Raw genomic sequence first — 12443 nt, 5'->3', positions numbered from 1 at the left:
TATCTGCTTTATGTCGAGGATAGATAATGTTTATTTCAATTGATTTAAAATTAAGCTAAAGGTTTCGCCAAACGAGCCGATAACGAGGTTGGTAATAGTGCTCACTATTACTCTCCTTTATGGCCCGGTGGGTAGCAATGTCGCTCGCTGGGTCATATTTCAATAAGGTTTGACCTGGCGCGTTAGTATGTTTGTGCTGTGGCAGATTGCACCATTGAAATAAAAAATAGTATCTGCGCGGTCGCTGAAAAGATGCATCGACCATACCATGACGCAGCAATCGTCAACAACGGGAAGCAAACGCTGGTCGCGCTTGCGGGCATGCCTCATTGCGGATTTCAAAAAGAAGAAGCCATGCTCGCACATGCATGTCAATTTTTATGATCGTACGAATTGCTGCTTGTGTTCTATTATTCCATTTCCAAATCAAAAATGACGCGAAGGCGAGCCGCAGACAGTATAAATAATACGGCAAGGTGAAACTGACAATGTCAGTTTTGATTTAGAAATGGAATTAGACCGAGAGTTGAGATATTAAATGACAACTTATAACACGACCAGTTATCAGCAAATTAAAAACGTAATTTTCAGCGCGCCGGAGTATTGCAACGTTGGTCAGTTCCCGACCGTTGGGCGCATAAAAAGAGGTTGAGTATCAATGAAAATCCTTTTCATTCTGAATGAGCCACCGTACGGCTCCGAGAAAACATACAACGCGCTTCGCCTCGCCATGGCGCTCCAGAAAGATCAGTCGGGCACGGAAGTGCGCGTCTTTCTCATGGCAGATGCGGTCACGGCTGCTATTCCCGCACAAACCACACCGCAGGGCTATTATAACGTGGAGCGTATGCTGAAGTCGGTTCTCGCCAAGGGAGGTCATGTCAAACTCTGTGGCACGTGCTGCGAGGCGCGCGGCATTAAAGCAATCCCGCTCGTGGATGGGGTCGAGGTCAGTACCATGAGTCAGTTGGCGCAGTGGACAGTCGAGTCAGATAGAGTGCTGGTCTTCTAGCCATATTGACCCAACAATCCGTTCCATCCGACGTTCTCGCGCACTAGCGCGGTTGATTGCAATCGTTATCTTTAAAGGAAAATAGGGGACAGACCCTGAGGAATCCCCATATCACTTTGCAATTAATCCAAGGCTCGTCTTCGTTTGAGCGCACTAAGGTACGATGTCGAATACGACCTACCCAATCCCACTCCCACTCAAGTTGTTCGACTTCCCGGAACCAGGGATTATGAAAGCCCGCATCAGTCACCACGATGGGGTGACAGTCCTCCGGTAGCATTGTCTTGAGCTGCTTGAGGAAAATGTGGTGTGTCTTTGGTTTTTCCTTACTCTCAAGGCAATGCACTTCCTCATAGAGTGTCAGCGCACGTCCATCAATCACTACTGAAGCACGTAACAGAAAATGGCACTGGTAGGAATCCAAGATCTGATCAATCGACCAGAATAACCGGTCGCTGTGCGTAACCAACGATCAGGCGCGCAAAAGAAGTATAAACTTTACGAAACTCACGATAAAGATGAGTATTGCCAATTAGTCGGTCTGCTCGCTTGATACAATGCTTTTTCTTGGTATCACTGTCGATGGCGCGTCCAAGACCTGTTACCGATAAGCGTCTACTCTCTATGGTCGCCAGGACAGCAACCGATAAAACATTACGGCGAGCAGCGTGCATCCAGGCACACATGTTAGCAAGGATTTTGTGAGATACTTTCTTGGCATGCATGGTGGGGTTTCTTTGTTGATATCGAGATCATAATCAGATCTACAAACACCATGTATGTTCCTCATTTATTAATAAAATCCTTTAGTAATTTATTGAATATAATAACCTATTTGTGGGGATTCCTCAGCAACAGACCCTAATTAACTATTTATGAAATAGAATAGGAGTTATTATTGTGTTTAAATATATAAAGCAATTAATAATTTTGTTCTTTATTATATTCCCTATAAGTTCAATCGCAGTTGATTTAGAATCTGTTGACGGTATCTGGCAAAATGAATCGAGGGAGAAGCTTTATTACTCTATTTTTCAGGATGGTAATACATTAGTTATTATTGACTTACCTTTACTAGGAATTAGTGGAGATGTGTTTACAGCTACTTATGTTGGATCAATAAAAGATATCTCGACAGAAAAAATAATAGTGAATCCAATTAATTTCCCTGATGTTCAAATAAGTATTGTTTTTCATTCAGACACTGAAGCAACTATTGACTCATCCGGAGCTTGCTCCACCTGTATCACCATTTTCCCTTTTGGAAAACTTAAAAAAATATTTAAATAAGGGTCTTAGTGTCCAGACTCTTTAATTCGACCGCACACATCGGGACCAGGTCACGAATCAAGAAAAATAAGAGCGAAGATTGGGGTTATTGTTTGCAAGAATAAGAATTCTTAATTCTGGTATCTGACCCTGAAATGTACTGGGATGTACTAAACTCTAATTCTATCGACAGAAATGAAGGAGTTACGGCAGACTATCAAACAGGCGACTACGCGATAAAATAGATCGCAGACGAATTTGGGCTGCATTACACTACTGTCAGTCGAATCGTTAAGAAAGCAGAGAAAAAGATAGATGTTATTTTTCAATATTTAACCCCATTTTATTCTAGGCGCTACCGCTACACGTATGACTAAGTTACATACCCATTACGATAACCTCAAGGTGGCACGTAACGCACCACCAAAGGTCATCCGTGCGGCTTACAAAAGGCTGTCACAGAAATTTCATCCAGACAAGAACCCGGGAAATATTGAAGCTGCTCAAATCATGACGATCATCAACGCTTCGTATAAAGTGTTATCTGACCCTGACAAACGTCGAGAGCATGATGAATGGATTGCTGGAATGGAAACTGCAAGCTCAGCTAATAGGCAAACGAGTCGATCATCTTACTCAACTACTCAATATTCTGCTCACTCGGTTAACAATATGGCTTTACTCGAGATCTTGCTGCCGATATTCAATCCCATTAAGGGTATTGTGGTGTGGACATTTTTTTACGTTATCAGTATTGGCGTCTTAACAGGCATTATTTGGCTTATTGGTAGCGCTGTTGATCATTTCAGAGGAAAAAGCTAGCTTACTCTTTGACCAAAACCAACCAGTCAATTTCTTCCGATAAATCTCTGATAATCTAGTCAAATAATATAAGGCAGCCAGTGCTGTCATGATCTCCAAAACCCTATAATTATTTAACCGTATGAGGGGAAATGTCATGGCAACAATTAAACACAAGATCGTTCCACATCTATGGTTCGACAAGGAAGCAAAGGAAGCGGCAGACTTCTACTGCTCTATCTTTCCTGATTCAAGAATCACGAGCATCACTACGCTGCCCAACACGCCGTCGGGCGACTGCGATGTTGTTTCGTTTACTCTTTCCGGCCAGCCATTCATGGCGATCAGCGCTGGACCTTTGTTCAAGTTCAATGAATCCATTTCCTTCATGGTCTATTGCGAGACACAAGCAGAATTGGACTACTACTGGGAAAAGCTTTCAGCCGTTCCGGAGGCTGAGCAGTGCGGCTGGCTCAAGGACAAGTATGGTCTCTCATGGCAGATCGTGCCCACGATCATGGACAGAATGATGGCGGATCAAGATCCTGAGCGATTGGCCCGAGTTACCCAAGCATTTCTCAAGATGAAGAAATTTGATCTCGCTGCACTGCAAAGGGCATACGATGGGAGGTAAGCGAAATTTTAGCTGACAACCGCGCATCAAGAAAAATAATTGTATGCTACGAACTATGTCAAGGCTACTCCGTTGCTAACACGACATTGATTATTGGCAAAATTCCCTACGAAACCACAATCACCCGATAATCATTCACATTGGTACACGTAGGGCCGGTGATGACCAAATCATCGAGTCGTTGAAAGAAGCTATAGCCATCGTTGTCATTTAGCAGCGCATTGGGATCGAGGCCGAGCTGACGGGCGCGCGTTAGCGTATCGGGAGTCATGATTGCCCCGGCATTCTGTTCTGTGCCGTCGATGCCGTCGGTATCGCAGGCGAGTGCATAAACACCTTTCAAACCATTCAGTGCAAGTGCGAGCGACAACAAAAATTCGGTGTTGCGCCCTCCGCGGCCGGGGCCTTTAACCGTTACGGTGGTTTCGCCACCGGAAATCAGCGCAACAGGTGGTTTAAACGGCTGGCCGTAGCGATGGATTTCTCTTGCCAGCGCAGCGTAGACTTTGGCGACTTCCCGCGCTTCACCGGTGACGGTATCGCCCAGTATCAACGGGGTGATGTTATGCCTGCGAAAAAAACGCTCAGCAGCCATAAGTGACTGGTGCGCCGTGGCAATGACGTGATTTTGCACATTCCTGAAAACAGCATCACCCGGCTTGGGCGTTTCGTCTGCGCCATGCTGGCTTCTTTCCTGCAGGATAGCCATCACCTGAGGAGAAACGTTGATCGCATACTGTTTGAGCAGAGCGAGCGTGTCAGCGTAAGTGGTCGGATCAGGCGCGCACGGGCCTGAGGCAATGTGCGTCGGATCGTCGCCCGTGACATCGGAAATAATCAGGCAATGGATTGGTGCGCGGCAGGCGGCGGCCAGTCGGCCACCGAGAACGGCAGAGAGATGTTTGCGCACTGTGTTGATTTCCTGGATCGAAGCGCCGCATAACAGCAGTTGGCGGGTGATGGCCTTGAGTTCTTCCATTGACACGCCTGCAAGCGGCAATGACAGCAGACTGGAGCCGCCGCCACTGAACAGAGCGAGCAGCAGGTCCTCAGTGGTGAGTGTTTGCACCTTTTCCAGCATTGCGCGTGCGGCCAGTTCGCCGTGCTGATCAGGCAAGGGATGGCCTGCTTCAATTACTTCAATTTTACGGGTAGGCAGACTGTGGCTATAACGCGTGATGACCATGCCTGCCAGGCTAGCTTCGGCTGGCCAATGTGTTTCCACTGCCTGCGCCATGGCGGCGGCAGCCTTGCCAGCGCCCACCACCAGTGTTTTTCCTTTCGGCGGATGCGGCAGATGAGCGGGTACGATTTGCAACGGGTCGGCTGCATCCAGCGCAGCCTGAAAACTATTAAGCAGCAGTTCGCGCGGATTCAAGCGCTTGCCTCTGCACTCGCCTTGGCATCTGCTGCGGCTAGCATCGGCTTCAAATATTCGCCGGTGACGCTGGCCGGGTTTTGTGTGATGTCCTCTGGTGTCCCTTCAGCGATGATCTGGCCGCCGCCATCGCCTCCCTCGGGGCCGAGATCGATAATCCAGTCAGCGGTTTTGATGACATCGAGGTTATGCTCGATGACGACCACGGTATTGCCATGGTCACGCAAGCGGTGCAGTACCTTCAGCAATAGATCGATATCCTGGAAATGAAGGCCGGTGGTGGGTTCGTCCAGGATATACAATGTGCGGCCGGTATCACGTTTGGACAGCTCCAGTGACAGTTTCACGCGCTGCGCTTCGCCGCCGGACAGTGTGGTGGCTGACTGACCCAGGGTAATGTAGCCCAGTCCCACATCGAGCAAGGTTTGCAGCTTGCGTGCGACTACCGGGACCGAATCGAAGAAGGCAAAGGCATTTTCCACCGTCATCTGCAGGATTTCGTTGATGTTTTTACCTTTGTATTGGATTTCAAGCGTTTCGCGGTTATAGCGCTTGCCATGGCAGACATCGCAGGCAACATAGATATCCGGCAGAAAATGCATTTCCACCTTGATGACGCCATCGCCTTGACAGGCTTCGCAGCGTCCGCCTTTAACGTTGAACGAGAAACGTCCTGGACTATAGCCGCGTTCCCGCGCCTGTGGCACGCCTGCAAACAGCTCGCGGATGGGTGTAAACAGGCCGGTATAGGTGGCTGGATTAGAACGCGGTGTGCGGCCAATCGGGGTTTGATCCATGTTGATCACCTTATCGAAAAAGGCCATGCCATCCAGTTCCTGATAAGGCGCGGGTTCCATGCTGCTGCCATAGAGATGGCGAGCTACCGCGCAATACAGCGTGTCATTGATCAGCGTGGATTTGCCTGAGCCCGAGACACCGGTGACGCACACCAATAAGCCGACCGGCAGATGGAGTTCGACATTCTTCAAGTTGTTGCCGCATGCGCCAGTGATTTTTAGCATGCGTTCGGGACTGGGAGCGGTGCGGGTTGATGGCACCTGGATGGTTAATTGGCCGGAAAGATAACGGCCGGTCAGCGAATCAGTATTCTGCTGGATTGCTGCCGGTGTGCCTTCAGCAATTACGCAGCCGCCGTGCTCGCCAGCGCCTGGACCCATATCGACAACATGATCGGCTAGCAGAATGGCGTCCTGATCATGTTCCACCACGATCACGCTATTGCCCAGGTTGCGCAGGTGCTGCAACGTTTCCAGCAGGCGACTGTTATCGCGCTGATGCAGGCCGATCGAAGGTTCATCCAGCACATACATGACCCCGGTCAGGCCAGAGCCAATTTGACTTGCCAGGCGGATGCGCTGTGATTCTCCGCCGGATAAGGTATCGGCTGAGCGATCGAGCGACAGATAATCCAGCCCGACATTGTTGAGAAATTGCAGGCGGCTGGCAATTTCCTTGATGATGCGTTCAGCGATTGCATGCTTGTGTCCTGTCAGCGTCATCTGATCGAAAAACAGCTTGGCCTGCTTGAGCGGCCAGGCGCTGATCTCATAAATGGTTTTCTGATCAACATGCACATGGCGCGCTTCGCGGCACAGGCGTGTGCCTGCGCAATCGGGGCAGGTGCATGAGTTGATAAATTTCGCCAGTTCCTCGCGCACGGTTTGTGAATCGGTTTCCTTATAACGGCGCGTCAGATTGGGGATCACACCCTCAAACGGATAGGTTTGCTGGGAGGATTTACCGCTTTCATTCAGGTAGGAGAACTTGATTTTTTCCTTGCCGGAACCGTGCAGAATGATGTGCTGGATTTTTTCGTCCAACTGCTGGAAGGGCGTTTCCAGATCGAAATCATAATGTCTGGCCAGCGCTGTCAGCATCTGGAAGTAAAACTGGTTGCGCCGGTCCCAGTGCTTGATGGCGCCGGAAGCGAGCGACAAATGCGGAAAGGCGACAATCCGTGCCGGATCGAAAAAGGTGATCTGCCCCAGCCCATCGCATTTGGGACAGGCGCCGACCGGATTATTGAAGGAAAACAGGCGCGGTTCCAGTTCGGACAGGGCATAATTGCATACTGGGCAACTGAATTTGGCGGAAAACAGATGTTCCTGTCCGCTATCCATTTCCACTGCCAGGGCGCGGCCATCGGCATGGCGCAGCGCGGTTTCAAACGATTCCGCCAGTCGCTGTTTCGCGTCTGGTGAGATTTTCAGCCGGTCGATCACCACCTCGATGGTATGTTTCTTGTTTTTCTCTAATTTGGGCAGATTGTCTATCTCATAGATTTGCCTATCGATCCGCACGCGCACGAATCCTTGCGCCCGCAACTCGTCGAACAAATCCAGTTGTTCACCTTTGCGCCCGACTACGCTGGGTGCCAGTATCATCAGCTTGGTGCCTTCCGGCAATTGTAGTACATGATCCACCATTTGCGACACGCTTTGCGCAGCCAGCGTGATGCCGTGCTCCGGGCATTGCGGGTCACCCGCGCGTGCAAACAGTAAGCGCAGGTAATCATGAATTTCGGTGACGGTTCCAACCGTTGAGCGCGGATTATGCGAAGTTGCTTTCTGTTCGATGGCAATGGCAGGCGAGAGCCCTTCGATCAGATCGACGTCCGGCTTTTCCATCAGTTGTAAAAATTGCCGTGCATAGGCCGACAGCGATTCGACGTAGCGCCGTTGTCCTTCTGCATACAGCGTGTCAAAAGCAAGCGAGGATTTGCCTGAACCGGATAAGCCGGTAATCACCACCAGTTTGTTGCGCGGTAGATCAAGGTTGATATTTTTAAGGTTATGAGTGCGCGCGCCGCGAATTTTAATCAGTTCCATCAGCTACCTAAGTATGGGTCAACCTGTTAATATACCCAATTTTCCAGCTTTCTCACAATCTGATTCATGTCTGCATTATCAACTTCCGAAAAAATGTCTCCGGTGGAAATGCGCGCTTCTGTCGGTCTGGCAGGCGTTTATGGGTTGCGCATGTTTGGCTTATTCATCATTCTGCCTGTTTTCTCGCTTTTTGCCGAACATCTGCCGGGCGGGGATAATTACACCTTGGTGGGGATTGCGCTGGGCGCCTATGGACTGACTCAGGCGATTCTGCAAATTCCGTTTGGCTGGATATCCGATCATATCGGACGCAAACCGGTCATTTATTTGGGTCTGGTGCTATTCGCCATCGGTAGTTTCGTAGCAGCTACTGCTATCGATATTTACTGGGTGATTGGGGGCCGCGTCATTCAGGGAGCAGGTGCGATTTCCGCGGCAGTCATGGCGCTGGCCGCCGATCTGACGCGCGAAGAGCATCGCACCAAGACCATGGCCATGATCGGCATGACCATCGGCGCTACTTTTGCATTGTCATTGATGTTCGCGCCGCTGTTGAATCAATGGATCGGGGTGCCCGGTATTTTTATCATGACCGGTTTGCTGGCGATCGCAGCGATTGCCGTGGTCAGCAAGGTGATACCAGATCCCGTGATCAGCCGCTTTCATTCCGATGCCGAAGTTTCTAGCGGACGTTTTGCCAGCGTGCTGAGTGATCCGCAATTGCTACGTCTGAACTACGGTATTTTCGCGTTGCATGCAGTATTGATGGCGTTGTGGCTGGTAGTGCCGCTCTCGCTGCGTGAAGCGGGACTGGCGGCAGAACAGCATTGGTTGATGTATCTGCCGGTGATGGTGTTATCGGTGGTGCTGATGGTGCCGGCTATTATCTATGGTGAAAAGAAAGCCAAGCTCAAGCCCGTGTTTGTTGCTGCCGTCGCGCTGTTGCTGGCGGGGCAGGTTTTGCTGGCATTCACTCATCAGTCTTTATGGGGAACTGCGGTAGCGCTGCTGGTATTTTTTACTGCTTTCAATCTGCTGGAAGCAAGCCTGCCATCGCTCATTTCCAAGATTGCGCCGGTTGGCGCCAAAGGAACCGCGATTGGGGTGTACAGCAGCACCCAGTTCCTGGGGGCGTTTGTCGGCGCGAGTGCGGGTGGCTATTTCTATCAGCATTATGGCGTGTATGCCATCGCTGCCTTCTGCGCGCTGTTGCTTCTGGCATGGTTATGGCTAGCCGCCACGATGAAAGCACCTGCTGCTGTTCGCTCCAAAATGTATCATGTGGAAGAAATGGATGCGAATCAGGCGAGCGGACTGTCGCGTGAACTGGCAGCATTGCCCGGTGTTTATGAGGCGCTGGTATTAGCCAATGAACAAGTGGCTTATCTGAAAGTCGATCTCAAAGGGTTTGATGAAGAAAAAGTCGTTCAATTATTAAAGGGGAACGCATAATGGCATCAGTCAATAAAGTTATCCTGGTCGGAAATCTGGGACGGGACCCGGAAGTACGCTACATGCCGAGCGGTGACGCCATGGCCAATCTGAATATCGCCACCACCGACACCTGGAAAGACAAGGGTGGCGAAAAACAGGAGCGAACCGAGTGGCACCGTGTGGTGATGTTTGGCAAGCAAGCCGAGATTGCGGGTGAATACCTCAAAAAAGGCTCGCAAGTGTATATCGAAGGCCGCCTGCAGACACGTAAATGGACCGATAAATCCAACATCGAGCGTTACACCACCGAGATCATCGCAGATCGCATGCAAATGCTGGGCAGCCGCGCAAGTGGCGGCAGCTACGAGCCTGCCGATCGAGAGAGTGAATACAATAACAGCGCGAGCTATGCTGACAAACCTGCTGCCCAGAGCAAGACGGGCAGCGGTTTTGACGATCTGGAAGACGATATTCCGTTTTAGAATATACCTAAACCATCTTAGTAAACAAAAACCCAGAGAGTTTTTCCTTATCTGGGTTTTTTTATCGTTTACATTTTATAGAGATAAGTAATCACTCCCCTAATTCCATTTCCAAATCAAAAATGACGCGAAGGCGAGCCGCAGACAGTATAAATAATACGGCAAGGTGAAGCCGACAATGTCAGTTTTGATTTAGAAATGGAATAAGCCTAATGCTTGATAATTCGGGAGACAACAGGGATGACACACAATGAAATTGAGGGTGATTTAATTTCTTTTAAAAGATTGCATGAAATTCACAGAAGATACGCGCGTCAAGATACCTGCCATCTTGCATTTAGTTCGCCTGGGTTACCAATACCTGTCGCTTAAAGACCAACAATGGGACCTGGGAACCAATATATTTCCGGAGTTATTCAAAACTGCGACTGGCAAGATCAATCCTGGCCTGGAAGAGGCCGATATTGACCGCTTGTTGGAAGATGTGAAACTGGCGTTAGATAACGAGGATCTGGGTAAAGCCTTCCACGAGAAGCTCACCGGCCGATCGGGCGCCAAGCTGATCGACTTTGAGAGCTTTAACAATAACAGCTTCCATGTGGTGACCGAGCTGACCTACCAAAACGGCGATGAAGAGTTCAGGCCCGATATCATCCTGCTCATAAACGGTATGCCGCTGGTATTCATAGAAGTCAAAAAACCTCATAACCGCGAGGGTATACTGGCGGAGCGCGATAGGATCAATAAACGTTTCCAGAACCCTAAATTCAAACGTTTTGTCAACATCACCCAGTTGATGATCTTCTCCAACAATATGGAGTACGATGATGGCGAAGTTCAACCCATTCAGGGCGCATTCTATGCCAGCCCTTCTTACCACCAGCCTATCTTCAACTACTTTCGCGAAGAAGAAATCCTGAATCTGACGGCTTTGCTCAAGTCGTTGTCGGATGAGACAGAACTCAAGGTACTCAAAGACAACAATCTCGAAGTCATCCGCAGCAATCCAGAATTCATTACCAACAAAGACCCCAACCGGCCAACCAACCGTATTTGCACCTCATTGCTGAGCCGCGAGCGGCTTGCTTTCGTTTTGCGTTATGCCTTGGCCTACGTGTTAGAAACCGACGGCTTGCACAAGCACATCATGCGCTATCCGCAGTTATTTGCCACCAAGGCCATTGAGCGCAAGCTAAACGACGGGAGTAGAAAAGGCATCATTTGGCACACGCAGGGCAGCGGCAAAACCGCGCTTGCCTACTATAACGTGCGCTTTTTAACCGATTACTTCCAGCGACGGCAAATCATCCCCAAATTCTATTACATCGTCGACCGGCTCGACCTGCTGATTCAAGCACATCGCGAATTCACCAGCCGCGGCTTGACCGTGCACACGATTGACTCGCGCGAGGCATTCAGCCGAGACATTAAAGTCACGCAAGTCATCCACAACCACTCCGGCAAACCCGAGATCACGGTGGTGAATATCCAAAAATTCAAAGACGACCCGGACGTCATATCCACCAAAGACTACAATGTCGCCATTCAGCGCGTTTATTTTCTGGATGAAGTACACCGCAGCTACAATCCCAAAGGCAGCTTCCTGGCCAATCTGGATCAATCGGATCGCAGCGCGATCAAAATCGGCCTGACCGGAACGCCGCTCTTGGGTGATGACTACAACTCACGAGTCCTATTTGGCGACTATATCCACAAGTACTACTATAACGCGTCGATTGCCGACGGTTACACCTTGCGGCTGATCCGGGAAGAAATCGCCACCAATTACAGAATTGCCCTGCAACAGGCACTGGCAGAAGTGGAAGTACAACAAGGCGACATTGACCAAAAATTGGTCTATGCTCATCCCACCTTTGTCGAACCGATGCTGGATTACATCATCACCGATTTTGAGAAAAGCCGCGGCGCACTCAATGATGCCAGCATCGGCGGTATGGTCATTTGTGACAGCTCGGAACAAGCCAGACAGATGTTTGAGATATTTAACGCAAAGTATGCAAAAGACCGCTTTTCAGCAATAGAACAGGCTAATGATGAGGATTACTCCTATTTGCCTGCGGCCCAACCAGAAAGCACCTATCGATTCCAGCGCAAACAGAGCAATCGAGTGACATCCGCGGCTTTGATTTTGCACGATACCGGTACTAAGGAGGAACGAAAAGATTGGGTGGAAGCGTTCAAAGCCGGCAAAATCGATTTCCTGTTCGTTTACAACATGCTGCTCACCGGTTTTGATGCCAAGCGTCTGAAAAAGCTTTACCTGGGCCGGGTGATCCGCAAACACAATCTGCTGCAAGCCTTGACACGGGTCAACCGTACCTACCAAGACTTCCGCTATGGTTATGTGGTTGATTTTGCCGACATCCGTCGGGAATTCGATGTCACCAACAAAGCTTATTTCGACGAATTGCAGGCTGAGCTTGGCGATGAGATGGCGCATTACTCCAACCTGTTCAAATCACAGGAGGAAATCGCCGCTGAGATTGAGCACATCAAGGACGTGTTGTTCCATTTCAACACCGAAAATGCTGAAGTGTTTTCACAGCAGATAAACGCGATACAA

The 12443-nt window shown here is 49.6% G+C and carries 11 protein-coding genes; 7 read left to right on the top strand and 4 right to left on the bottom strand.

All coding sequences use genetic code 11. The features are described from left to right. The first annotated feature begins 658 nt into the window (after positions 1-658). Positions 659-1012, top strand: a complete 354-nt coding sequence (locus J5I83_RS12450) for a DsrE/DsrF/TusD sulfur relay family protein (RefSeq protein ID WP_304056560.1) — start codon at positions 659-661, stop codon at positions 1010-1012. Positions 1013-1055: 43 nt separating this feature from the next. Here J5I83_RS12450 and J5I83_RS12445 read toward each other — a convergent pair whose 3' ends face one another. Beyond that, positions 1056-1481: a hypothetical protein gene (locus tag J5I83_RS12445; RefSeq protein ID WP_304056558.1), complete on the bottom strand. Its 426-nt coding sequence runs from the start codon at positions 1479-1481 to the stop codon at positions 1056-1058. After that, a complete protein-coding gene (locus tag J5I83_RS12440; RefSeq protein WP_304056556.1) occupies positions 1444-1737 on the bottom strand; it encodes a hypothetical protein in 294 nt (97 codons plus the stop codon). The genes J5I83_RS12445 and J5I83_RS12440 overlap by 38 nt, the downstream gene beginning before the upstream one ends. Positions 1738-1912: 175 nt before the next feature. Between J5I83_RS12440 and J5I83_RS12435 the strand changes: the two genes are divergently transcribed. From J5I83_RS12435 to J5I83_RS12425, 3 genes are all read left to right on the top strand, one after another. Continuing rightward, positions 1913-2302: a hypothetical protein gene (locus tag J5I83_RS12435; RefSeq protein ID WP_304056555.1), complete on the top strand. Its 390-nt coding sequence runs from the start codon at positions 1913-1915 to the stop codon at positions 2300-2302. A gap of 348 nt (positions 2303-2650) precedes the next feature. Then, a complete protein-coding gene (locus J5I83_RS12430; protein ID WP_304056552.1) occupies positions 2651-3103 on the top strand; it encodes a J domain-containing protein in 453 nt (150 codons plus the stop codon). Positions 3104-3239: 136 nt separating this feature from the next. Further along, positions 3240-3716: a VOC family protein gene (locus J5I83_RS12425; protein WP_304056551.1), complete on the top strand. Its 477-nt coding sequence runs from the start codon at positions 3240-3242 to the stop codon at positions 3714-3716. A gap of 106 nt (positions 3717-3822) precedes the next feature. Here the strand turns inward: J5I83_RS12425 and J5I83_RS12420 are convergent, their stop codons facing one another. Then, positions 3823-5094: a glycerate kinase gene (locus J5I83_RS12420; RefSeq protein WP_304056549.1), complete on the bottom strand. Its 1272-nt coding sequence runs from the start codon at positions 5092-5094 to the stop codon at positions 3823-3825. Beyond that, the gene (gene uvrA, locus J5I83_RS12415) at positions 5091-7943 is read right to left on the bottom strand and encodes an excinuclease ABC subunit UvrA (RefSeq protein ID WP_304056547.1); all 2853 of its coding nucleotides are present in this window, start codon (positions 7941-7943) and stop codon (positions 5091-5093) included. Before uvrA ends, J5I83_RS12420 begins: the two co-directional genes overlap by 4 nt. 66 nt (positions 7944-8009) lie before the next feature. Between uvrA and J5I83_RS12410 the strand changes: the two genes are divergently transcribed. The 3 genes from J5I83_RS12410 to J5I83_RS12400 form a co-directional block, all read left to right on the top strand. Next, a complete protein-coding gene (locus tag J5I83_RS12410) occupies positions 8010-9395 on the top strand; it encodes an MFS transporter (RefSeq protein ID WP_304056545.1) in 1386 nt (461 codons plus the stop codon). After that, a complete protein-coding gene (gene ssb / locus J5I83_RS12405; protein ID WP_304056542.1) occupies positions 9395-9859 on the top strand; it encodes a single-stranded DNA-binding protein in 465 nt (154 codons plus the stop codon). The genes J5I83_RS12410 and ssb overlap by 1 nt, the downstream gene beginning before the upstream one ends. Positions 9860-10148: 289 nt before the next feature. Further along, the coding region (locus tag J5I83_RS12400; protein WP_304056540.1) for a type I restriction endonuclease subunit R at positions 10149-12443 on the top strand (2295 nt) is incomplete at its 3' end.

Origin of the sequence: Nitrosomonas communis, assembly GCF_024102715.1 — a bacterium.
GTDB lineage: Bacteria > Pseudomonadota > Gammaproteobacteria > Burkholderiales > Nitrosomonadaceae > Nitrosomonas > Nitrosomonas communis_B.
The sequence above is the reverse complement of the archived record's forward strand: the minus strand, read 5'-3'. Positions and strand labels throughout refer to the sequence as shown.